At 46.0% G+C, this 22,858-nt stretch carries 20 protein-coding genes; 13 read left to right on the top strand and 7 right to left on the bottom strand.

All coding sequences use genetic code 11. The features are described 5' to 3' along the window. Both CWE13_RS10960 and CWE13_RS10955 read right to left on the bottom strand, forming a co-directional pair. Complete coding sequence (locus CWE13_RS10960) at positions 1–1,143, bottom strand: PQQ-dependent sugar dehydrogenase (protein ID WP_126808610.1); 1,143 nt, start codon at positions 1,141–1,143, stop codon at positions 1–3. 26 nt (positions 1,144–1,169) lie between these two features. Then, positions 1,170–2,084: a hydrogen peroxide-inducible genes activator gene (locus CWE13_RS10955; protein WP_126808608.1), complete on the bottom strand. Its 915-nt coding sequence runs from the start codon at positions 2,082–2,084 to the stop codon at positions 1,170–1,172. 235 nt (positions 2,085–2,319) lie between these two features. On the opposite strand from CWE13_RS10955, the gene CWE13_RS10950 reads away from it, so the two are divergent. Then, a complete protein-coding gene (locus CWE13_RS10950; protein WP_126808606.1) occupies positions 2,320–2,868 on the top strand; it encodes a peroxiredoxin in 549 nt (182 codons plus the stop codon). A gap of 99 nt (positions 2,869–2,967) precedes the next feature. Next, a complete protein-coding gene (locus CWE13_RS10945; RefSeq protein WP_126808605.1) occupies positions 2,968–3,495 on the top strand; it encodes a carboxymuconolactone decarboxylase family protein in 528 nt (175 codons plus the stop codon). A gap of 147 nt (positions 3,496–3,642) precedes the next feature. Here the strand turns inward: CWE13_RS10945 and CWE13_RS10940 are convergent, their stop codons facing one another. From CWE13_RS10940 to CWE13_RS10930, 3 genes are read right to left on the bottom strand one after another with little or no spacing between them, the layout of a single operon-like run. Then, positions 3,643–4,326: a hypothetical protein gene (locus CWE13_RS10940; protein ID WP_126808603.1), complete on the bottom strand. Its 684-nt coding sequence runs from the start codon at positions 4,324–4,326 to the stop codon at positions 3,643–3,645. After that, positions 4,323–5,075, bottom strand: a complete 753-nt coding sequence (locus tag CWE13_RS10935) for a hypothetical protein (RefSeq protein WP_126808602.1) — start codon at positions 5,073–5,075, stop codon at positions 4,323–4,325. The genes CWE13_RS10940 and CWE13_RS10935 overlap by 4 nt, the downstream gene beginning before the upstream one ends. 36 nt (positions 5,076–5,111) lie before the next feature. After that, positions 5,112–6,002, bottom strand: coding sequence for a DUF368 domain-containing protein (locus CWE13_RS10930; protein ID WP_126808600.1), 891 nt, complete (start codon positions 6,000–6,002; stop codon positions 5,112–5,114). Between the two features lie 140 nt (positions 6,003–6,142). Here CWE13_RS10930 and CWE13_RS10925 point away from each other — a divergent pair, with 140 nt between their 5' ends. From CWE13_RS10925 to CWE13_RS10890, 8 genes are all read left to right on the top strand, one after another. Next, the gene (locus CWE13_RS10925) at positions 6,143–6,940 is read left to right on the top strand and encodes an undecaprenyl-diphosphate phosphatase (protein ID WP_126808598.1); all 798 of its coding nucleotides are present in this window, start codon (positions 6,143–6,145) and stop codon (positions 6,938–6,940) included. Positions 6,941–6,960: 20 nt separating this feature from the next. Further along, positions 6,961–7,995, top strand: a complete 1,035-nt coding sequence (locus CWE13_RS10920; RefSeq protein WP_126808596.1) for an FAD:protein FMN transferase — start codon at positions 6,961–6,963, stop codon at positions 7,993–7,995. Between the two features lie 413 nt (positions 7,996–8,408). After that, positions 8,409–9,764, top strand: a complete 1,356-nt coding sequence (mgtE, locus tag CWE13_RS10915) for a magnesium transporter (protein ID WP_126808594.1) — start codon at positions 8,409–8,411, stop codon at positions 9,762–9,764. An 81-nt stretch (positions 9,765–9,845) separates the two neighbouring features. Next, positions 9,846–11,336 (top strand): cytochrome c oxidase accessory protein CcoG, encoded by a 1,491-nt coding sequence (gene ccoG, locus CWE13_RS10910; RefSeq protein ID WP_241973685.1) that lies wholly within the window; start codon positions 9,846–9,848, stop codon positions 11,334–11,336. Positions 11,337–11,360: 24 nt separating this feature from the next. Next, positions 11,361–12,344, top strand: a complete 984-nt coding sequence (locus CWE13_RS10905; protein ID WP_126808592.1) for a serine/threonine protein kinase — start codon at positions 11,361–11,363, stop codon at positions 12,342–12,344. A gap of 44 nt (positions 12,345–12,388) precedes the next feature. After that, a complete protein-coding gene (locus CWE13_RS10900) occupies positions 12,389–13,009 on the top strand; it encodes a DsbA family protein (protein WP_126808582.1) in 621 nt (206 codons plus the stop codon). Between the two features lie 47 nt (positions 13,010–13,056). Then, positions 13,057–14,433 (top strand): mechanosensitive ion channel family protein, encoded by a 1,377-nt coding sequence (locus CWE13_RS10895; RefSeq protein ID WP_126808580.1) that lies wholly within the window; start codon positions 13,057–13,059, stop codon positions 14,431–14,433. Between the two features lie 78 nt (positions 14,434–14,511). After that, the gene (locus CWE13_RS10890) at positions 14,512–15,339 is read left to right on the top strand and encodes a hypothetical protein (RefSeq protein WP_126808578.1); all 828 of its coding nucleotides are present in this window, start codon (positions 14,512–14,514) and stop codon (positions 15,337–15,339) included. Between the two features lie 37 nt (positions 15,340–15,376). Here the strand turns inward: CWE13_RS10890 and CWE13_RS10885 are convergent, their stop codons facing one another. Further along, positions 15,377–16,279 carry an acyltransferase gene (locus tag CWE13_RS10885; RefSeq protein ID WP_126808576.1) on the bottom strand — a complete coding sequence of 301 codons (903 nt, stop codon included), beginning with the start codon at positions 16,277–16,279 and terminating at the stop codon, positions 15,377–15,379. A 135-nt stretch (positions 16,280–16,414) separates the two neighbouring features. Here CWE13_RS10885 and CWE13_RS10880 point away from each other — a divergent pair, with 135 nt between their 5' ends. Genes CWE13_RS10880 through CWE13_RS10870 form a run of 3 tightly spaced genes read left to right on the top strand, consistent with a single transcriptional unit; the run spans position 16,415 to position 21,742 of the window. Continuing rightward, a complete protein-coding gene (locus CWE13_RS10880; RefSeq protein WP_126808574.1) occupies positions 16,415–17,143 on the top strand; it encodes an ImuA family protein in 729 nt (242 codons plus the stop codon). A 13-nt stretch (positions 17,144–17,156) separates the two neighbouring features. Then, positions 17,157–18,602, top strand: coding sequence for a Y-family DNA polymerase (locus CWE13_RS10875; RefSeq protein WP_126808572.1), 1,446 nt, complete (start codon positions 17,157–17,159; stop codon positions 18,600–18,602). Beyond that, positions 18,602–21,742, top strand: coding sequence for an error-prone DNA polymerase (locus tag CWE13_RS10870; RefSeq protein WP_126808571.1), 3,141 nt, complete (start codon positions 18,602–18,604; stop codon positions 21,740–21,742). The genes CWE13_RS10875 and CWE13_RS10870 overlap by 1 nt, the downstream gene beginning before the upstream one ends. 18 nt (positions 21,743–21,760) lie before the next feature. Here CWE13_RS10870 and CWE13_RS10865 read toward each other — a convergent pair whose 3' ends face one another. Then, positions 21,761–22,312 (bottom strand): gamma carbonic anhydrase family protein, encoded by a 552-nt coding sequence (locus tag CWE13_RS10865; protein WP_126808569.1) that lies wholly within the window; start codon positions 22,310–22,312, stop codon positions 21,761–21,763. Positions 22,313–22,858 lie beyond the last annotated feature (546 nt).

Below are 22,858 nucleotides of genomic sequence, written 5' to 3'. Positions count from 1 at the left end.
TTATTCTGCTGGGCGTAAACGTAAGATTTTAGCGTTATCACGCTCATCGGTAAGCAAGTATATGTAGCCATCAGGCCCTACCCGCACTTCGCGAATGCGGTAATCCATGTCCATTACTTCTTGGTGAATCACGTGATCACCATTCACTTCTAATCGCGCTACTTGCTGGCCACGTAAACCACCTGCCAAAATATTGCCTTGCCATTCTGGGAATTTATCACCGTCATAGAAGTTCATACCTGATACGGCAATAGAAGGTGTCCAATGCCAAATGGGTTGTTCCATACCTTCGTTTTTAAAGCCCACGGCTTCGGCTAACTCGCCGCCACCATATTGTTCGCCGTAGGTAATTACGGGCCAACCATAGTTTTTTCCGGGTTCTGGCGAATTCACTTCATCACCACCTTGTGGCCCGTGTTCTACCGACCATACCTTATTCGTACCAGGCTGCAGATCGATACCTTGGATGTTGCGATGGCCATAGGAATAGATTTCTGGCAACGCACCTTCTTGATTTACATACGGGTTATCACTTGGCACCGAGCCATCAGGGTGAATACGAATTAACGTACCCGTATGGCTATCGAGTTCCTGCGCTTGTTGCATTTGATGGCCGCGGTCGCCTAAACCAACAAATAAGTGCTCGCCATCAGCGCTGAATACCATACGGCCACCATAATGCCGGCCGCCATCTACTTTGGGATAACCGCTAAACACTCGGGTGAAATCATGCAATGCGCCATCTTCTAAACGCGCATGCGCTACGGCTGTACTGGTAACATTGCTGCCAGCGCTTTCTGGTTCCGACCAGCTAATATAAATACGTTTTGATTCAGCATAATCAGGCGCTAATGTAACATCGAGCAAACCACCTTGGTTGCGTACGCGCACTTCGGGCAGCCCGGTAATCGGCTCACCTAATGTGCCATCGGCTTCAACGATACGCAGGCGGCCTGGTAACTCACTTACGAGCATGCGGCCATCACCTAAAAAAGCGATACCCCAAGGGCGCTCAAGGCCATCGGCTACGGTTTCAACTTCAACATCTACCCAACGGGTTTTTATCGGTTCGGCCTGCGCCGTTGTAATGCCTGCACTGCCAAGTGCGATAATTGCGGCGATACTTACACTAGATAATTTCATCTGCGGTAATCTCCTGCATTTAAATACTATTTTAAAGTGGACTCGGGTAATAACTCGGCCAGTATTTCGGCAAGCTTGCGAAACGTTTGCCGACGGCTTGTAGTAGGCCGGAACACTAAACCTATTTCTCGGTACGCTTCGCCATCACTCGGGTCCATAATGATTAAATCGGTGCCATCTAAAATGCCTGCGTTAATAGCCAACTGCGGCACAAACGTAGCGCCATTTAAAGCTTCGGCCATTTGAATCAAACTATGCAGGCTGGAAGCGGTAAATGGGTTAATTTTTTCTTTATTGCCAAGCCGGCATGCAGTAACTGCGTGGCCGCTCATGCAATGTTCTTTTTCTAATAAGAAAATGCTCTTGTTTGGTAATTTATCATAGGCCACTGGGCTATCGGTTGCCATCGAGAGATTTGGTGAAAGTGCCATCTTGAACGGATCTTTACCAACAACCCATTGCTGATTACCTTGTAAATCAATTGGCAGCGCAAGAATAAGTACATCAAGCTCGCCGTCACGCAGAAAATTCATCAGTTGCTGCGTAGTATCTTCGCGAATGAATAACTCTAACTTTGGATACTGTTGTTGTAACGCTTTACTCAAAATCCCCAACAAAAATGGGCCAATGGTTGGAATACACCCAATCCGTAGCGGGCCTTCCATTACATTGCCTTGGCTTTGCGCGTAATTCGTTAATTCTTCCGTATACGTAAGAATTAGCCTTGAGCGATCAACTATTTCCTCGCCCATCGCGGTGAACAAAAATGATTTGTGATCACGCTCAATAAGTTGGCAACCGAGTTGATCTTCAAGATTCTGAATGCCACTACTAAGCGTAGATTGGCTAACAAAACAGGCCTGCGCAGCACGGTTAAAGTTCTGGTGCTGATGGAGCGCTAACAAATAGCTTAAGTTTTTCAGGCTGGGAAGTTTGCTCATTCAATCCTCGTTACTTGTGCTCTAGCGTTTGCCTAAGTACGGACAATGCACGCATCTAATCATCTTATTCGATTATAGTAATAGCTTTTATTCGCTTTAATCAATAGTAGCACGCCACTACCATACAACTCGAATTTAACGGCGCTGGCGTTAGCAAATGTCTTTTGAATACCTCTTATTTTGTATTCAGCACATTTGTAAGCGCGAGCAAAAAACTTAGTGTTTAGGAGAAGTAATGTTAACAATCGGCGATAAATTACCAGAATTTTCAGTAGTTGCAGCGAAGCCTGGCTTCAACATGCCAGAAGAAAACGGCGAAAGCGCATTTGAAACAATTACTCAAGATAGCTTCGAAGGAAAATGGAAAGTAATTTTCTTTTATCCAAAAGATTTCACCTTTGTTTGCCCAACTGAAATCGTTGAATTTGCGAAATTGAACGATGAATTTGCTGACCGCGATGCAGTTGTACTTGGTGGCAGCACCGACAATGAATTCGTGAAACTTGCATGGCGTCGTGAGCACCCAGATCTAAATGGTTTGAACCAGTATTCATTTGCGGATACTTCAGGCCAGTTAGTAGATGGTTTGGGTGTACGTGATAAAGAAGAAAGCGTAGCGCTACGTGCCACATTCATCGTAGATCCGCACAACGTAATTCAACACGTTTCTGTAAACGCATTGAACGTTGGCCGTAACCCAAATGAAATCGTTCGAATTTTAGATGGTTTGCAAACTGATGAATTGTGCCCATGTAACCGTCCGTTAGGTGGCGACACTTTATAAGCCGAAAGCTTACAAAGCGATTCATGGTAAATAAAGTATTAGAAGGGGCAGCAATGGCGCTGCCCTTTTCTTAACAAGATGATGGATGCGGGAGGCATTATGAGTATTGCAGATTACAAACAGTTGCTTGGCGATCACGGTAAAGACACCAAATTAAACTTATCGAACTTATTTAGTAACGTTGATTCTTCAGGCTTAACGGCCGATCAATTTTACGGAACTGCATTATCGCTCGTGTACAGCATGGAAGAGAAAGAGCTTATTGCGGCGGTAGAAGCAGAAGCTGAAGGTAAGGTAGAAGCCAACGTATTTAGTGCTGCAAAATTAGCAGCAACGTTGATGTCGATGAACAACATCTACTATCGCTTTTTGCACCTTTGTTCAGACAAACAATTTTCAAAACTTCCGGCGGGCCTGCGCATGAATGGCATGGCAAATCCGGGTGTTGATAAAGCTGATTTTGAACTCTATTCACTTGCTGTTTCAGCATTGAATGGTTGTGGTATGTGTATCGATTCACACGTGGGTGTGTTGTTGAAACACGATATCTCAGCACAAGCGATTCAAACATCGATTAAGTTAGCGGCTGTATTGAACGCAGCAAAAACTGCACGAGCACTTGCTTAAAATCTGAGTATTTTTTGCAGTGTCATAAATCTGACACGTCAGGGGGCTAATATCTCTCCTAGTTTCCCTGGGGTGTAAGTGAACTACGGTTGTTCCCCCTATAAAAACCGTACCTTTGACCCGCCATTCCCCATGGCGGGTCTTTTTTTATTCGTGCCACACCAATATAACCCGCTGCTCTTGCCCTGAGCCCACTAAATGCAAGCTACTCGCACCGAATCGGTTTTTGCCCTGCTCCATCATGACTCGGTTCAATCGCATGAGCTCAGCGATGGGTTGGGTTTCTTTGTCGATACTGAGTTGGCAACCAAAGCGGGTACATGCTTCAACCTGAATGCCCAAGCCTCGCGCATGTTCGCTTTCAACGATGAAATCACTGAGCGCTTGCACCATCTCTGGACGATCGTCACTCGTTTCGAACTCGGTGATATCGGTGTGATTGATAATGCGTATGCTCTCTGCAAACGCCTGTATAGCCTCGTTTCTGCGCATTTCTTCGTGTGAGAGGTTATTTTCGTTGTTTTCATTTAATTCGTTTATTTCAGATTTAACACGAGCAATGTTGGCGTTGAGTTCGGCAATTTGCTGTTGATTATCATCATGCGCATACGCGGCTTCTGCTCCGTTAAACGTTGCAGTATTAATGTTATCTACCGATGCGTTATTTTGCTGAGTACTATTCCTCTGTGCAGATTCAGCCGCCAGAGCACTTGATTCAAACGTATTGCTCAAAGCTCCGGATGATTCGCTCACTTTACTGAAATAGCTCCAAGCAAAAAGTAAGCTCGCAATGATTGGAATAAAGATAATATGGATGAGTGTTTTATTCATTTTTTACGCCCTACCGATAATTTAATTAATCGCGTGGAGGGCGAAAAATGGATGCTGATACTCAATGTAGGGTGATTACGTAATCGTTCGTTCGATTCTAGGAAAAAATCGGATTGCATCTTTGCATATACGTCCTCTGGTAGATCCGTAAAACTTGCATCACAACTACTACTCGTGCAGGTGAAATTATCAAAATATTCTTGAAATTCTGGATCGTCGTAACCGAGCCGCTCATAAAACGCATCGAAAAATTCCTGTTCCTCGATAAATTGCCAATCATCAGGGCGAATCGCAAAAGATTCCTGCAATGGGATTACGCCCATAGCAAATTTGATTAATGCCGAGTCAAGCTCAGGCGTTTTGTCTTCTTTCGGTATAGCATTCAGCCAATCAATCTGGCGTTGCACATTTTCCATCGGTTCAAGATCATCTGGCGCGGTAATGCGCGCTAAGCGATCGCGCTCATCCAGTAAGGCTTCATACTCTTCTTCAAGTGCTCGTAGTTGTGCCGCGGTTTCTTCATCGGTGAGCTGCGAGCTTGTTTGTGCGGTTTCGCTAACGGAGCGCGTGGGTGAAGGCGTAATGGCGTTTGTTATCGCGGGTGCCAATTGCTGCGCTTGGGATGCACTAACTTGCCACCGGTTATACACGCCGATCAGTAGTATCGTGCTCACCGATAGATATATGAGCACGATTTGAATCTTGCTCAGGCCCTTATCATGGGGTTTATTTTCCGTTTGTGGCTGCATACAAATCCTTTTGTGCTCGTATTTAACCTGAGCGATTTATTGAGTAGGTTCTGCTCCATTTTTAAACAATTTTTCCAATTGAAGCAAGCCACGAATTACTAAGGCGCCGATAATGAACGCTAGAATCGCATAACCGAGTTGGCTGGAGCCAAAATATTCACCGTAAGCCGTTGGGCTTACTAGTTGGTTTTCAATTTGCCACGGCCAAATTCGAAATAGAGCGCCGAGTACTATGCCTGATAGCAGCGCCAGCATGGCATCATGAGCACGTTTTAGAGCAAAGGTAAGCACGCGCGAGAAGATCATTAGGCCAGTAACGCAACCGAGTGCAAAAAGAATTAACACGCCAAATTGTAATTCGCTTACTGCCGCGGTCATGGGGGCGTACATACCCATAATGAGCAATAAGAAGCTACCGGATATACCGGGCAAGATCATGGCACAAATCGCGATAAAGCCGGCGATAAAGAATAGCCATGCCGAGGGATTTGTTTGCATCGGCGTGAGCGTAGTGATGAGCATTGCGAAAATCGCACCGAGAACGAAAAGTATGCCACGCAGCAGATTCAATTGAATATTGCGAACGAGCAACGGCAGCGATGCGATGATTAAACCGTTGAAGAATGCCCAGAGCGGCACCGGATGAAACTCGAGTAGATATACAATAAGGTTAGCAAGGCTGAAAATAGCGAACAGAATGCCGCCGAATAAACAGAGTAAAAACGGACCATCAATATGCTGCCAAAGAGCCTTCATTTTCCCCCGAAATAACAAACGTATTGCGGTAACGTTAAATGAGGTAAGGGCTTTTAGTAGCCGTTCGTAAATACCTAGAATGAAGGCTAGGGTTCCACCAGAAACACCAGGAACGATATCAGCTGTGCCCATAGCTAAGCCTTTAATCAGCCATTGTAAGTAGTTTTTCATCAATATTTTTTTCCACTTAAATTTTATTTAAGAAGTGTACCTGATTGGTGATTGTGTGTCTTTCTCTGCTACAATCGCGGCTATATTTTAATGGGTTTATGGCCTCGCACAAAACGGCCCTTATTGAAACGGAAGTAAGCATGGACTACATCACCGCTTTTTGGCTTGCCCTAGTGCAGGGAATTACTGAGTTTTTACCGGTTTCAAGCCAAGCGCATTTAGTGTTGGCGGGGCAATGGCTAGGTGATATTTATCAAGGTTTGGAGTTTGATGTCATTCTTCATGCCGGGTCGTTAGTAGCGGTAGTTGCTTACTTTCGAAAAGAAGTATTTTCGATGAGCCGAGATTGGTGTGGCTCCTTGCTTGGTGGCGAGAAAACAAAAGATTCAAAGCTGGCGTGGTGGGTGATCATCGGCACAATTCCCGCCGGGATATTGGGTATTTTGCTTAAAGATGCCGCCGAGGTGATATTACGCAGCGAAGTGGTCATGGGGTTCGCACTCATTGTATTCGGCTTACTGTTAGGTTTGGCTGATTGGAAAGGCCGTGGTAGCCGCGATGAATATTCGTTGGGTTTAAAAGACGTATTAATTATTGGTTTTGCCCAAGCATTGGCGCTCATTCCCGGCACATCACGCTCCGGTATCACCATGACAGCGGCCCTGTTCTTGGGATTGAATCGCGAATCAGCGGCGCGCTTCTCTTTCTTATTATCTATTCCGATTATCGCGGCCGCCGGTTTGTTGCTGACGCTCGATCTTGTGCGCAACGGCACAACAATGGGCTGGGATGTTTTATTGGTAGGCTTTGTGGTTGCCGTAATTAGCACCTATGCCTGTATTCATTATTTCTTAGCCTTTATTAAACGCATCGGTATGCAGCCGTTCGTGATTTATCGAATTGTGCTCGGTGGTTTGCTTCTTTGGTATTTCCTGTAATAAAACGCGGAGCGCTTACTATGCTAAAAACGTTATCGTTACTGTTTGCTGTAATTTTGCTGGCCAGTTGTGCTCCTAATTCAGAGCCGCAACCGCAAGTGTTAGAAGGCCGTATTTTTGGAACGTTTTTTGAAGTGAGCGTGGGTGTTCAGCACGAGTTTAACCCCGAAGAAATTGAAGCCGGCGTTATGGATGTGCTGAATGAGATTGATCGGCAGATGTCTACGTACCGCCAAGATTCAGTATTGGTTGCTGTGAATAAAACACCAGTAGGTGAACCGGTGGCCGTTCCCGATGAATTATTTTACGTGCTAGCGCTCGGGTACGATATTGCTGAAGTATCTTCGGGTGCCTACGATTATACCGTGGGTGGCTTGGTTAATTTATGGGGATTTGGCCCAGAAGCAAGTATTACTAAGACTCCTTCAGAAACCGAGCTGCAGCAGCGCTTGCATGAAGTGGGTTACCAAAATGTGGTTTTGGATGCAGAGAATAAAACCGTAACCCGCTTAACCGATGTGTTTATCGATCTCTCAGGTATTGCCAAAGGTTATGCAGTTGATGAAGTAAGTGATTACTTACATAGCATGGGCCTTAGTAACCATCTTGTGAATATTGGTGGCGATTTAATGGCACAAGGTAAGCGCAGCGAAAACCGAGCATGGCGTATTGGTATTGAGGCGCCGAACGATACGCGACAAGTAGTACGGCATATTTTGCCGTTGCGTGATGTGGCAATGTTGGGTTCTGGCGATTATCGAAACTATTTTGAGCACGAAGGTGTGCGCTACTCGCATACCATTAGCCCGATTACGGGCCGCCCGATTGCACATAAGTTAGCTGCGGTAAATGTACTGGGTGATAACGCCGCGGAAGCCGATGCCTTTGCCACGGTGCTTCTAGTTCTTGGTGAAGAACTTGGGTTAGCGTTTGCGAATCAATATGATATCGGCGCGCTGTTTATTTATCGGGACGGCGAAGACTTTAATAGCGTGATGTCGGAACGTTTCGAGCGTGAGCATGCTGAGAGCATGGAAGTGCCTACGCTAAACTAACAGCTAATGCGGATATCGATGTTCAAGGTGCTATAAGTTCTTGGATTTCGTTTATTTTTTCGCCGCGGGGTTGACCAATGCTCAGCCCTTTTCTAAAATTACAGCGTTATTTGTAACGCGGAGAGAGTAAATCTTGGATAGTTCACGACGAATATGCCGTTCAGGTACGTTGAAGTCCCAGTCGCTCTGATCCAGTGTTACTGCGACTTTGCCGAGCTTGAGCGCTTAAGGTAGAGTTGCAGCCCATCCCCTGCTGAACTAGCAGATTCTGCACAACCACCCCAATCCGTGTGTTCTTTTGAGGATACTCTCAACGGCGATGTACGCTGGAAGAGGAGTTTGCCCATGAATCAAATTTTACTGTTACTGCATGTTTGCGGATTACGTGGGCTCATGACCAAGGAGACATTGGCATGACATACGAAGGCTATGAACATTTAATTGATTTGGTTGCGCAAGGTGATGAGCAAGCGTTGACGGCTGCGTTGGCAGAAATTCCTGCCGCAGACGTTGCCGAGTATATTGATCAGAACTTTGAAGTTTATAGTGCGTTGGCATTGCTTGATAAAATGCCAAGCGAGCAACAAGCGGAAGTTTTCGGGTATTTACGCCCGAATAATCAAGAAGATTTAGCAAGCCACATGGAAGTGGGTGTGTTGGCGCAGCTATTCCGCGATATGTCGTCGGATGAACGGGCCGATGTGTATGCGTTACTCGATGTAAAACTGCAAGATGCAGTGATGCGCCGGCTAGCGAAGAAAGAGCGGGAAGATTTGCTACGCCTTGCGAGCTATGAAGAAGGCACGGTTGGCTCGGTAATGACTTCGGATTACGCGGTAATTCCGGTTTCCGGCACGGTAGATGATGCGCTAAAACGCCTACGCCAAAGTGCTCCAGAAAAAGAAACCATTTACCAAACGTATGTGGTTGATCGTGAACACAAATTGCTTGGGGTGGTATCGCTGCGGCAGCTGATTACCATGGCTCCGAGCGAAAAAATTGAAGATATCATGACCCGTGATGTGGTTGTGTTGCGCCCAGAAATGCCGCAATCAGAGGCGGCGCGGATTATCAGCCGTTACGATTTAATCGCTATTCCTGTGGTTTCCGACGACGATGTGTTGATTGGTATGGTTACCTTCGATGACGCGATGGACGTTGTGGAAGAGGAAGATACCGATACCATGCATAAATCGGCAACGGTTGGTAAATTAGAAGGCGGTATTAAAGATGCCAGCCCGTTCTTAATCTATCGTAGTCGCATTAACTGGTTGGTTTTGTTGGTATTCGCTAACATTTTCTCCGGTATGGGTATGATTTATTTTGAAGATCTTATTGCAACCAATATTGCGTTGCTCTTCTTCTTGCCATTGCTTATTGCTTCCGGCGGTAATACTGGTGCTCAGGCGGCAACCCTTATCGTGCGGGGTATGGCAACCAACGATGTTGAAAAGAAAGATTGGCTTTATATGTTGGGTAAAGAATTGATGGTATCTGTGGGGCTTGGCGTAACGATGGCCATTGCGATTTCTACGGTAGCATTTTTTCGAGTAGATCCAGTGATTATTCCTATTGTGGCGCTCAGTATGGTTAGTATTGTGTTGGTGGGTAGCATTGTAGGCATTTTATTACCGTTCTTACTCAAGCGTTTAGGCTGGGATCCTGCGGTTGCAAGTGCACCACTTGTAACCACGATTGCGGATGCTGGCGGTGTACTTATTTACTTCGGTATCGCAGCAACCTTTTTAACCATGAGTGCACCCGTGTAAACCTTGATCCAGATCAGCGAAATCCCCTGATATTTGTGGGGAATGGGCGTATAATTTGCCCACTCCCCTTGGTTTCATGAAATGGCAGGATATATCGTGGTTGATCATCTCTCTGAAAACACAAACCGATCAGATAACAGCCAGGCGCAGGCAAAGCCTATAACGGTGCAACCGGCGCCGCCGAGAAAGAACGTTTCCATTCAAAAACCAGATCCTAGCTCGGGTGGTAAGAAACCGGGTAAAAACCATATCTATGTGCGTGAAACCGAGGGTAAAGTAGAAACGACTCGGCGGGTTCTTGGTTTTGTTTTAATGGCGCTTTTTGCTGTTTTGCCTTGGCTTACCTGGAATGGCGAGCAAGCCATTTTATTTAATATTATTGACCAGCGCTTCCGTATTTTCGGCATGACCCTGTGGCCGCAGGATCTCACTATTTTGGCATGGATCTTTATGATTTCTGCCTTTGCTCTCTTCCTCGTTACCACCCTATTTGGCCGCGTTTGGTGCGGTTTTACCTGTCCACAAACTACGTGGACCTTCATTTTCATGTGGTTTGAACGAAAAATTGAGGGTAGCCGACACCAACGGATGAAGCTTGATGAGCGCAAAATGGATGCCGATAAATTTTGGCGTAAATTTGCAAAGCATACCGCATGGATTGTTGTAGCACTGCTTACATCTATGACGTTTGTTGGCTATTTCACCGATATTCGCACCTTATTCACCGATTTTTGGATTCTACAATCGAGCGCTTGGGCAACAGGTAGCGTGTTATTTTTTACCTTCGCCACTTATGGCAATGCGGGTTGGATGCGGGAAATTATGTGTACCCACATGTGTCCATATGCGCGCTTCCAAGCCGCGATGTTTGATAAAGATACGTACATTGTGGCTTATGATGTGGAGCGCGGAGAGCCTCGTGGCCCGCGGAAGCGGAAAGTAGATCCGGCAACTATTGGTAAAGGTGATTGTATCGATTGTAACCTTTGCGTACAGGTATGCCCTACCGGCATCGATATTCGAAATGGCTTGCAATATGAGTGCATCAACTGCGGTGCTTGTATTGACGCCTGCGACGACGTTATGGAAAAAATGGGGTATCCGAAGAAGCTTATTAGTTTCACTACCCAAAGCCGGTTAGAAGGTGGGCAAACCAAAGTGTTCCGCTTTAAAAGTGTAGGTTATGGTTTAGCCTTACTTGCACTTACCGCCTTATTGGTGGTGGATATCTTATTGCGCGTGCCACTTGAGTTTGATGTCATTCGCGATCGCAATACTTTATACCGAGAAAACCAGGAAGGTTGGGTAGAAAACGTGTATACCTTGCGGGTGATAAATAAAACTCAAGAAACCCAAACATATCGGGTGAATGTTGAAGGTGTTGAAGATATGCAGTTGCTGGGCGTTGATGAAATTCAGCTAGCACCAGAAATGACAGAGACAATACCTGTTACTATAGCGGTAGACCCATATTTCTTAGAGCAACCGATGGTTGAAATTAACTTCACTATTGAAGCGGTTGATGATGGGCGGATTCGCAAAACAGTAAGATCGAACTTTATATATCAATAACATTCATCCACTGCTGGAGTGCCTTTGGCTGCTTTTAGTTTTCAAGATTTAACGCCTGATTTTATTCTCGATGCGATAGAGGCCACTGGCCTCTATCCTACTTCTGGCCTACTGGCATTAAATAGCTATGAGAATCGGGTTTACCAATTTATTGCCGAAGATGGTAAGCGCTATGTGGTGAAGTTTTATCGGCCGAATCGCTGGAGCGATGAACAAATACAAGAAGAGCATGATTTTACCTTTGCTTTGTTTGAGGCTGAAATCCCGGTGGTGTGCCCGTTAAAAATGCCTACTAGCCTGTTGTACTATAAAGGCTATCGCTTTGCCTTATTTCCTAGTATTGGCGGCCGAGCGCTAGAACCCGAGCAGCTGGACCAATTAGAAAATCTGGGGCGTCATTTGGGCCGCTTACACATGGTTGGGCGAGCCAAGCCTTTTGCGCATCGGCCAGTGCTCATTGATTTAGATATGCTGCATAAGCATCAAGAACGCCTACTTACCTGTTCCTTATTGCCCGATTCGCTGCGAGAATCGTTCGCTGCTATTCTAAAACCGGTGGTGCAACGTTTGCAGCGTGTTCCTTGGCACGAACACGAGCAGATTAGGCTGCACGGTGATTGCCATATTGGTAATCTACTTTGGCGCCCGGATGGCCTCACGTTGGTAGATTTTGACGATTGCCGACAAGGCCCTGCTATTCAAGATTTATGGATGATGCTTTCGGGTGAACGTATGGAGCAGCAAATTCAGCTCGAAACACTTATCGAAGGTTATGAAGAGTTTGCAGAGTTCAACCCTGCGCAACTGCGTTTAATTGAACCTTTGCGTGCATTTCGAATCATTCAATACATGGCGTGGCTAGCCGAACGTTGGAGCGATCCAGCTTTTGAGCGCAGTTTTAGCTGGTTTGCGGAGCCACGTTACTGGGAACAGCAAATATTAGCGTTGAAAGAGCAACTGGCCGCGTTCGATGATGAGCCACTGCGCTTGCAGCCAGGTTTTAACTAACGGCATAATGGCCTTAATATTTCGATATTTGATAGGAAAATATAATGAAAAAGTTAGTAGTAGCGTTATTTGTTTTCGTTTTTGTAGCTTTAGCACCTGCTCAGGCGCAAGAATTTGAAGAAGGCGTGCATTATCGAGTAGTGAGCGATACGGTGAGCCGTAATCCAGAAATCATTGATTTCTTTTCTTTTTATTGTAACGGCTGTTATCAGTACGCACCGTTTAGCGATATGTTAAAAGCTGAATTTGGTGATGCATTCCAAAAATACCATGTGAATTTGGTGGTTCCGAATGCTGCGATACGCGATAACATCCAAGCAATTTGGGCGACTGCCATCATGTTAGGTGTTGATGAGCAATTTAAAGAGCGCATGTTTCAGAAACACTTTGTACGCAATGATTTCACCAATAGTGTGGCAGAAGCTAAGCAAGTAATGCTTGATTTAGGTGTTGAAGAAGAAACCTATAATCGCGCATTCGGTAGTATGCAAGTGCGTGGTTTAAGTAACCGTATGAATTCGTTACAGCGCGAGTTTGCGATTAGCCGTACACCAACTTACATTGTGAATCGCAAATATGAAATGTTGCCGGGTGGCTTTAATGATTCAGCAAACTTTTTTGACGATTACTTGAAACTTGCGGCTTACCTTCTGGAAAAAAGGTAGCCAACACGTTACGTATTTAAGCGAAGTTTAATGCTGGAGTTATTTCCATGGAAGAAATGATCGCTTTTTATAACCAGGGCCTTGCTTGGCTAGAACAACATCCGCAGCTCAATTTGGCTGCGGGTTTGTTTGTGCTTTTTATTGTTGCTTGGCTAAGCAATGCGGTAGTAAAGCGGCTTTTGGTTCGTGGCCTGATGAGTGCTTTGCGGGCTACCCCATTAGGGCAAGATGGCCTCCTTTCAAAATCCACGGTTATAGCTCGGCTTGCGAATGTAATTCCGGCATTAGTTCTTTGGATGGGTATTGTTTTAGTACCGGGTATTCCAGATATAGTGGTTGCCATCGTACGTAACGTTACGAATGCCTTTGTAATACTTACCGTAGCCTTGGCGATAAATGCCACGTTAACGCTGATCAACACGATTTACGAGCGGCGCCCCGATTCCCACATGAAGCCTATTAAAGGCTACATTCAAGTAATTAAAATCATTATTTATGCGATTTCGGCAATTCTCATTATTGCCTCGTTAATCGATCGTTCGCCGGTAATCTTGCTTTCGGGGTTAGGTGCAATGGCGGCGGTGGTGATTTTAGTATTCCAAGATACCTTGCTTTCGCTTGTAGCGAGCATGCAAATCTCATCGAACGATATTGTTCGTGTGGGTGATTGGGTAGAAATGCCTACCTTGAACGCCGACGGGGATGTGATCGATATCGCTCTGCATACGGTGAAGGTGCAGAACTGGGATAAAACCATTACCACCATTCCAACTCGCCGTTTTATCACGGATTCGTTTAAGAATTGGCGGGGCATGCAAGAATCAGGTGGCCGACGCATAATGCGGAACATCTTGCTCGATCAGCAAAGCGTGGGCTTTTTAAGCTCTGAAGAGAAAGAGCGTCTGAGCCGTTTCCGTTTGCTGCGCGATTACTTGCCGGAGAAACAAAAAGAAATTGATGAATGGAATCAATCGCTAAAAGATGAAGGTAAAGAGCCGGCGAATACTCGGCGGATTACCAACATCGGAACCTTCCGCGCCTATGTACTGAACTACTTGAAAAGCCATCAAGGCATTCATCAAAAGATGACGTTAATGGTTCGGCAGCTTTCGCCTGGGCCTGACGGCTTACCTTTGCAGGTTTATGCATTCACTAACACTACTGCGTGGGTAGAGTATGAAGGTATTCAATCGGATTTATTTGACCACTTACTCTCTATTTTGCCGGAGTTCGGCTTGCGGGTTTATCAGCACCCAAGCGGCGTTGATTTGCGCTCTTTGCGGGATGAGGGATTGGTAGGTGCTGGCAAAGAAGCCGATGAAAAGCCTAAAGAAACATCGTTAGGCGAGGAAGCTAAAGAAAACCAAATCGCAGATCATGAAAAAGAAAGAATCAAAAAAGAACAACAAACAGATAAAGATTAATAAGCGAACCAGCCACCGCCTAGCGATGGCTGGTTTTTTTATAAGTGGTGAGTGTCGCTACCGTTAGGGATAAACATTATGCTTAAAACCCACTATCAGATTTCGTTAGGTAGGTTGCTCGCCGTTACTGTAATGGTGCTTATTTACGTTCATTTGCTTATTAATTGGCAAATTTTGTATTGGGTTAATGAGAGCTTCTTTTTAAACTATTTGGCCTTAGCTGTGGCAGCTGAGGAAGTAAGCACAAAAGCTACGTGGCCATCGCTTTCTTTGGGTGTTTGGTTTGAGGCGATAGCGTATGTTTCGCCGTTGTTACTTTTATCTAGGGGGTTAGGTGCCCGCTTAATTTTCTACATAGTATTCTTTGTTTGCTATTTTCTTCCGGTGGAGCCTTACCAATCTGTGGTTGTTATTGGTGCGTTGGATTCCAGCATATATACCATAGTAGTTGGCGCAGTAGGGGTACTACTGGGGTCGGATATATATAGAATCAATCGAAATCCGAATCGCGTTAGTCGCAAGATAAACTCTAAAACGTTTCAGCTTATTACTTTTGCTTTCGCGGTTATGGTGGTTTTCGTTAGTAGCTTGGTTAATAACAGTGAAGCGGCATCGGTGCTTGATACTGCCAAAATGCTTGATAATTACGGTCTTGATTCCGTTCAGCTTCATATGCCATTCCTACAAGCGGCAGTATTTATCTTATTAGCCACAGGTGTATTTATAAATTCGAGAGCGCAAGCCGCATTTATTGTGCTTTCATGGGTAGTACTTATTTTACCTTGGGGATTTCGCCTTGAGTGGTTTGGGTATTACTTCGTTGCGGATACCTACGCATTTCTATCGGGAATACTGCTATGGAGTAGCGTTGCGCCTGAGCAGAGGCCTGAGAAGCATTGCCAATGAAAAAATCATTTTGTTAAAAGGCTACAGGGGTAGTGTTTTATTTACGGTTTAAAACTTCCTCAATACGTTTATCTTTTAGTTCCCAGCGGCTATTCAGCCAGCCTTGGAAATGGTCACGAAACTCTGGGTCGTTAAAGTAATCACCGCGTAAATCATCGGTTACGGGAATACGATCAATATACACATATACACTCTGCAAACGGCCTGCGAGCAAATCGAGTACGATAGGTTTATCGGTTTGCCGATCGGGATACACCAAGGTGATATCCAGAACTTCTTGGAATTGGTTGCCCATGGCTTGCAATGTAAACGACGTGCCGCCCGCTTTAGGGGTAAGCAGGTGCTTATATGGGCTGCCTTTTTGCTTATGTTTTATCGGCGTGAAGCGAGTGCCTTCACAGAAATTAATAACGGTAGTGGGTATATGACGAAATTTCTCACACTTCTCCCGCGTGGTTTCAATATCCTTACCTTTTAACTCAGGGTTCTTCGCGATTTGTTCTTTGCTATAACGTTTCATGAAAGGCATATCGAGAACCCAACACCCCACACCAATAATCGGCACCCAGAAAAGCTGCTGTTTTAAAAAGAAACGCGGCATGGGTAGGTTTTTTCGTGAAAGGTGCATGAGCGCTACAATATCTACCCAGCTTTGGTGGTTACATAAAATCATGAACCAGCCATCACGATCATCGGGAATATCTCCTTCAATGTACCATTTCACCGGGTAACTGATGCGGAACATGGCCGAAACCGAATATGCCCAACCTCGGAATGCGGTATTGGCTAATCGAGAAATAAAGCGTTGCGCTACAGGGATAGGCACAATGAATTTAACAATGCCAAGTAAAATAACAGTGATGCCTATCACTGTGGTAGCTAAAGCTCCCCAAAGAAAGTTCACTAAAATTCGGAATGGAGCTGGTAAAAAGCGCAGCATAATCAAGCGGTCCCTGTTTATTCTTATTTTTATAATGATACCTGAAGTTTTACAGAACAGTAGAACCCCTTGCAAACAAAATAGATTCACCTAATATATACTGTATATATGTACAGTATTTTGTGGGGTGTTTTTATGCAGGCAAATCTTCAACAGTTGATGGATAAAGGCGCAGTTTGGCGCGGTGGTGAATGGAAAAATGGTGGCCAGAATAGTGGCCAGCATGGCGCGAGCCAATTTTCAGCAGCCGAGTACGCTTCTACGGGGCAGCCTTTGCTTGATCAAGCGCTTGGTGGTGGGTGGCGGTGCCAGCGCGTACACGAATTACAGTGTGAGTATGCTTTTAGCGGTGAACTAAGCCTGTTGGCACCGGCGATTATGGCCGCCGCCTCAGCAGCGCGGCCAGTGTTTTGGTTAGCGCCACCGGCCCTACCTTATGCGCCTGCAATATCGGGAATGCTACAGCAAGCGGATGTAACAAACGCAGAGAACGCTCAACATATAGTGCTTACACCGGCTAGTGAAGCGGATACTTTGTGGGCCGCCGAAACCATTTTACACAGCGGCCAGGTGGGCGTGTTGTTGCTGTGGGCCGATAGTTTAAGTACCACAGCTGTGCGCCGCTTGCATTTGGCGGCAGCAGAAACCGATGCTTGGGTGTTTGTACTTACCGGTATACAAAACGAAGAGGCGCGTAGTTATGCCACGCGTTTACGGATTCTGCTTACGCCTGATAAAACCCATGCTATGGCAGCAAGTGTGCCGCGTGGTCAGGTGCAATGGCAGATACTGAAGCGCCATGGTGGCTGGCCGATTCGTTTGCCTCGGCAGCCCCTTCCGCGTTGGCCATCGCTAATTATTTAAAGGTAAGTTAAGTATGTGGGTATATGTGCAGTTACCCTCGCTGCAACTTGATCGCATGTTGGCATTGCAACCTGAGCTCGCTAAACGTGCGTTGGTGCTGTATTGCGAGCAACAACAACAGGTAATTCAATGTAATGGCATTGCGGCTAACATGGGGATCCACCCGAATAGCTCGCTTTCGGATGCTTGGTTATTGGCCGAAGATCTTGCTCCGTACCGTTATCGTGAAGCTCAACAACGCCATTTGCTGCAGCATTTAGCCGCCGATTTATACCAAGTTTTTGCCGTTATTAGTTTAGATCCGCCGAATGGACTGTGGCTCGATTTAAAACCCATGCAAAAGCTTTATCCCGATATTCGGCAAAGCCAGGAGCAGCTTCAGTTGCAACTCGCTCCTTGGCAAGTGCGTTATCACTATGGTTTAGGAAATACACCGTTAGTTGCCAAAATGCTGGCGCAATCGGGTGTAGCTGCGGTGGGCGATATACCAATTCAGTACTTACCCTGTGATGCTAAATTGCAGGGGCAGTTAGTGCGCATGGGTTTGAACACGCTAGGTGCGCTGCAAGCTATTCCACGCGCGCTTGCAGGGCAACGGTTAGGTAAAGAATTAGTGAATTTACTAGCGCGCATTCAGGGCGAGCAGCATGAATCGTTGCATTATTTTCAGCCACCGCTTTGGTTCTATCAACGTTTAACCTTACTGGCCGAAACTTCGGGGTGGCAGGCATTACGCTTCCCGTTAAAACGATTACTGCAAGAACTAGAACATTACTTGGAGGGGCGGCAGCAAGAAACTCGGTATTTGCTACTCACCTTTTATCACCGTGATATTGAACCCACCAAGTTAGAAATTGGCTTAGCTCATGGTGGTTATTTGGCTTCTGAACTAGCGGCGTTTTGCCAGTTAAAAATGGAATCTCTGAAGCTGCCAGCGGCCGTTTTAGAAATGAGCATTCAGGCAAAGCGTTTGCAGCCGCGCAGTAAAGAACATGGTGATTTGCTGCATGGCGGGCAGAAACAACGAAAATCATTGCCACGTTTACTAAATGAATTGCAGTTGCGGTTGGGTTATTCGCGGGTATTTGGCGTACAGAATCGGCATGATTGGTTACCGGAAAGAGCTTGGCAACGTTCAGCCGCGGGCTCAGCAATACAAGCCACGCATATTCCGGGGCGGCCATTATGGTTATTACCAGCACCGAAGCCTGTGCAAATACAACAATGGTGCTTATTGCGAGGGCCTGAGCGTTATCAGCCACCTTGGTGGCAGCTTACTGCAGGTGAGGCGCCCTACTTTGCCGTGCCAAACGCCATGGAAGGTTCTGTGGCCAGCCAAAATTTACAATGTGTTGGGCACCGCGATTATTGGGTGGCTCGAAACCAACGGGGCCAACCCGGTTGGCTGTTTTATGATTACCAGCAGGAATGTTGGTGGCTACAGGGTTGGTTTAGCTAATGGCTTACGCTGAATTACATTGCTTGAGCCATTATAGCTTTCTCCGTGCGGCCTCCGCGCCTGGTGAATTAGTAGCGCGCGCTGCTGAACTTGGCTACCACAGTATCGCTATTACTGATGAATGTTCATTCGCGGGTTTAGTGAAAGCATGGCAAGCCGCAAAAGCGTTACCTGCAAATGGTTCTGGCACAGAACATTTTCACTTGATTTGCGGCAGTGAGTTTCGCTGTGAAAAGTTCGGTACCTTTGTGTTGCTTGTGGAAAACCGGCAAGGCTATGCAGAGTTAGGTAAGTTTATTAGCCAGTGCCGAAGAGCTGCGGAAAAAGGCAGTTATGCATTTCATGCCAATGATTTATTGAAAAATAAATTGGCTAATTGCGCGTTACTTTGGAAACCGCCCGAGACAGCGCTTAATGCGGAAGTTGATTCTTTAGGTGTTGAGGAAAATAATCTATTCGCTTTAGCGAACGACCTGAAGAAGCACTTTATCGACCGCAGCTGGTTAATGTATCAACGTTATCTACAAGCAAATGATCGTTTGCATATGCGTTCTTTTCGGCAGCTCAGTGAGAAGATAGCGTGGCCGGTAGTTGCTACGGGGGGCGTGCTAATGCATCACAGCCAACGGTTGCCATTGCTACACGTGTTACAAAGTATTCATAGCCATGAGCCGGTTGCTGATCTTGGCGATAAGCTGGCGCCTAACGCCGAAGCTAGCCTGCGAGATCTCGATTCGTTACAGCAAATATTCCCAGCTACTTGGTTAGCGGAAACGGTGCGGGTTAGTGCGCGATGTGGTTTCAATTTATCGGAATTACGTTATGAATATCCAGCGGAGGTGGTGCCAGAAGGCTTTACAGCCAATGGTTATTTGCAGAAATTAGGACAACAAGGATTACGCTGGCGCTATCCAAACAGTATTCCTGAGAAAATCCGCACGCAACTGGATAGAGAGCTGGAGCTGGTAGCTGAACTGGGCTATGCCCATTTCTTCCTTACTATTCACGATGTAGTAGTGTTTGCCCGCCAACAAGGCATTTTGCACCAAGGCCGGGGTTCCGCTGCTAATTCAGTACTTTGTTATTGCTTAGGTATTACGGCGGTAAACCCAGCGCAATCTGATTTGTTGTTCGAACGCTTTATTTCCCGTGAGCGTAACGAACCACCTGATATTGATGTTGATTTCGAGCATGAGCGCCGCGAAGAAGTTATTCAATATATTTATAAGAAGTACGGCCGGCATCGGGCGGCATTAGCAGCAACGGTGATTACTTATCGGCTGCGTAGCGCCTTACGTGATGTTGGTAAAGCACTTGGTTTTCCGGAAGCGCAATTACAACAACTACTGCATCGTTTAGATAGGCGCGATAGCGAAGAAGATTGGCGGCAGCAATTACAGAGCATGGGGGTTATGAATCACCCTCAAGGGGCGCACCTGCTGGCGTTAACTACTGAGTTACTTGGTTTTCCCCGGCATCTTTCCCAGCATGTTGGGGGCTTTGTTATTGCCGCTGGTGAGCTTTCAGATTTAGTGCCGGTAGAGAATGCGGCAATGCCTGAACGCACGGTTATTCAGTGGGATAAAGATGATATTGAAGCGCTGTGTTTATTAAAAGTAGATGTACTGGCCTTAGGAATGCTTACGGCAATTAGGAAAAGCTTTGCCCTGCTTCCTGAGTTTTATCAACAGCAATATACTCTTGCGAGCATTCCGCTGGATGACCCTGAAGTTTATCGGATGCTACAAAAAGCAGATTCAGTGGGGGTATTTCAAATTGAATCGCGGGCGCAAATGAATATGTTGCCGCGCTTAAAGCCGAAGTGCTTTTACGATTTAGTCATTCAAATAGCGATTGTGCGGCCAGGCCCTATTCAAGGCGATATGGTGCATCCCTATTTACGCCGCCGTGCAGGTTTAGAGCCGGTAAGTTACCCCAGCCCTGATGTAGAAAGCGTTCTGCAACGCACGCTGGGCGTACCCATATTTCAAGAACAGGTAATTAAGCTCGCTATGGTAGCCGCTGGGTTTACCGGTGGTGAAGCCGATGCATTGCGCCGAGCTATGGCTAGCTGGCGCAGCAAAGGTAAGCTTATGGGCTTTGAAGAAAAACTTATTCAAGGCATGTTGGCGCGTGGTTATAGCCAAGAATTTGCAGAACGTTTGTTTGCGCAAATTTGTGGCTTTGGTGAATACGGCTTCCCCGAATCACATTCCGCGAGCTTTGCTAATTTAGCTTATGTTTCAGCATGGTTAAAACGCCACTGCCCGGCCGCTTTTTATGTTGGCTTACTTAATAGCCAACCGATGGGCTTCTACACTGTTTCACAATTAGTGCAGGATGCGCGTAGGCATCAGGTTGAGATACTTCCTATATCTATTAACACGAGTAACTGGGATCACCAGTTACAGAAGAGCGATGGTGAACCTGCCATTCGTTTGGGTTTTCGTTTGATTAAAGGGTTAGCTAAAAAAGATATAGAAGCGTTACTCGCTCGCCGCCCTACTTCGGGTTTTGCAGATATGGTTGAGTTTGAACATTATGCGTTAGCAAGTTCACTCAGTGGCAGTGCGCAAGAACAACTCGCTAGTGCTAATGCATTTGCCGAGCTTTCCGGTAACCGTTATCAAACCCGTTGGGATACCACCAAACTAGGAGAGCAATTACCACTATTAGCTGGGGCTGAAACACAAGTTGGTGATTATGCGCTTGCGGCACCTAGTGAATTAGCGGATATGCAAGAAGATTACAGCACTACAGGGTTAACTTTGGGCCGGCACCCATTGGCCATCTTAAATGATCATGATGTGTTGCCGAAGCATCGGAAGGCATCTGAGTTGGCAAGTTTGCGTGCAGGGCAACTCGTTACCGTAATAGGCTTAGTCACCAACCGGCAGCGCCCAGGCACCGCAAGCGGTGTTACTTTCATGACACTAGAAGATGAGAGCGGCACAATAAACGTAGTGCTTTGGCAAGATCTAGCAAGGCGGCAGCGGCGGCAATGGATGAAAGCTCGGCTGCTACAAGTGAAAGGTATTTTAGAAATGGAAGGCGATGTAATTCACATCGTGGCCGGTGATATGCAAGATCTCAGCGGGCAGCTACCTATTGCCCAACTGAAATCTCGTGATTTTCACTAGTGAACGTATGGGGCTACGCTATTGCTCTTCAGCTAAGTACTCATTCTTGAGCCAAACGTAGTTTTCAGCTGATTTTGTTAGAAAAGCTTGCTCATCAGCGTTAAGGGGCCGTGCCTTTTTCACTGGGCTACCCACGTAAAGGAAGCCGCTCTCTAAGCGCTTGCCCGGAGGCACCAAAGAACCCGCACCAATAATAACATCATCTTCTACTACTACGCCGTCCATTACGATAGCCGACATACCCACTAAAATACGATTGCCAAGTTGGCAGCCGTGCAGCATTACTTGATGCCCTACGGTGACATCATCACCAATTAACAAAGGGTAGCCATCGGGATCGTTCGGGCTTGTGCGTGTCACGTGCAAAATAGCACCATCTTGTATATTAGTGCGCGCACCTATTCGAATATGATTCACATCACCACGCCCAGCAACTAAAGGCCAAATACTGCTATCCGCGCCAATTTCGATATCACCTACCAAAACAGCTGACGAATCAACATAGCAGCCTTCGCCTATTTGTGGGTATTTACCTTTATAAGGGCGGCCAATTTCCGTGCGTATAGACATAGTTACCTCTGATAATGAATGCGCTAGCTATTGTGTTTGGAATGCTTTGCTTAGAAAACATTCACGATATGTGTGATCTTACGCCAACCTGAGTGATTTTTCTGCGGTTAACACAAAAAAGTAAGAAAACTTGTAAAAAGTACTTGCTGGATTCATTCAGGTCTATATAATTCGCCCCACTTCGACGGCATACACGACAAGCACTTAGCGAATCGCGCCAACGAAAACGGGAATTACGTAAAAGCATAAAGTTGTGAAAACAACCGCTTCTTACAAAAATGAAAGTTAAACACCTATAACAAGATGTTAACTTTCCAATAACAACCCCGAAAGCTCGATATTAGCAACAGAAAATGAAAAACTTTTCGAAAGCGGTTGACAGCAAAAATGAGGCGTGTAGAATGCGCACCTCGCTACGAGCTCCACTGAGCCGAGCAAACGTTCTTTAACAATATATCAAGCCAAGTAATCTGTGTGGGCACTTGCGCAAGAAAAGCATCAACCAAACGCCATTTCGGTGGCAGGTATGAAAGTTTACTTTTATAC

Origin of the sequence: Aliidiomarina shirensis (assembly GCF_003987345.1) — a bacterium.
GTDB lineage: Bacteria > Pseudomonadota > Gammaproteobacteria > Enterobacterales > Alteromonadaceae > Aliidiomarina > Aliidiomarina shirensis.
The sequence above is the reverse complement of the archived record's forward strand: the minus strand, read 5'-3'. Positions and strand labels throughout refer to the sequence as shown.

Bases quoted from the DNA above. Each gene is read 5' to 3' on its own strand.
- CWE13_RS10960 (WP_126808610.1), bottom strand. From the start codon at position 1,143: ATGAAATTATCTAGTGTAAGTATCGCCGCAATTATCGCACTTGGCAGT.
- CWE13_RS10955 (WP_126808608.1), bottom strand. From the start codon at position 2,084: ATGAGCAAACTTCCCAGCCTGAAAAACTTAAGCTATTTGTTAGCGCTC.
- CWE13_RS10950 (WP_126808606.1), top strand. From the start codon at position 2,320: ATGTTAACAATCGGCGATAAATTACCAGAATTTTCAGTAGTTGCAGCG.
- CWE13_RS10945 (WP_126808605.1), top strand. From the start codon at position 2,968: ATGAGTATTGCAGATTACAAACAGTTGCTTGGCGATCACGGTAAAGAC.
- CWE13_RS10940 (WP_126808603.1), bottom strand. From the start codon at position 4,326: ATGAATAAAACACTCATCCATATTATCTTTATTCCAATCATTGCGAGC.
- CWE13_RS10935 (WP_126808602.1), bottom strand. From the start codon at position 5,075: ATGCAGCCACAAACGGAAAATAAACCCCATGATAAGGGCCTGAGCAAG.
- CWE13_RS10930 (WP_126808600.1), bottom strand. From the start codon at position 6,002: ATGAAAAACTACTTACAATGGCTGATTAAAGGCTTAGCTATGGGCACA.
- CWE13_RS10925 (WP_126808598.1), top strand. From the start codon at position 6,143: ATGGACTACATCACCGCTTTTTGGCTTGCCCTAGTGCAGGGAATTACT.
- CWE13_RS10920 (WP_126808596.1), top strand. From the start codon at position 6,961: ATGCTAAAAACGTTATCGTTACTGTTTGCTGTAATTTTGCTGGCCAGT.
- mgtE (WP_126808594.1), top strand. From the start codon at position 8,409: ATGACATACGAAGGCTATGAACATTTAATTGATTTGGTTGCGCAAGGT.
- ccoG (WP_241973685.1), top strand. From the start codon at position 9,846: ATGGCAGGATATATCGTGGTTGATCATCTCTCTGAAAACACAAACCGA.
- CWE13_RS10900 (WP_126808582.1), top strand. From the start codon at position 12,389: ATGAAAAAGTTAGTAGTAGCGTTATTTGTTTTCGTTTTTGTAGCTTTA.
- CWE13_RS10895 (WP_126808580.1), top strand. From the start codon at position 13,057: ATGGAAGAAATGATCGCTTTTTATAACCAGGGCCTTGCTTGGCTAGAA.
- CWE13_RS10890 (WP_126808578.1), top strand. From the start codon at position 14,512: ATGCTTAAAACCCACTATCAGATTTCGTTAGGTAGGTTGCTCGCCGTT.
- CWE13_RS10885 (WP_126808576.1), bottom strand. From the start codon at position 16,279: ATGCTGCGCTTTTTACCAGCTCCATTCCGAATTTTAGTGAACTTTCTT.
- CWE13_RS10880 (WP_126808574.1), top strand. From the start codon at position 16,415: ATGCAGGCAAATCTTCAACAGTTGATGGATAAAGGCGCAGTTTGGCGC.
- CWE13_RS10875 (WP_126808572.1), top strand. From the start codon at position 17,157: ATGTGGGTATATGTGCAGTTACCCTCGCTGCAACTTGATCGCATGTTG.
- CWE13_RS10870 (WP_126808571.1), top strand. From the start codon at position 18,602: ATGGCTTACGCTGAATTACATTGCTTGAGCCATTATAGCTTTCTCCGT.
- CWE13_RS10865 (WP_126808569.1), bottom strand. From the start codon at position 22,312: ATGTCTATACGCACGGAAATTGGCCGCCCTTATAAAGGTAAATACCCA.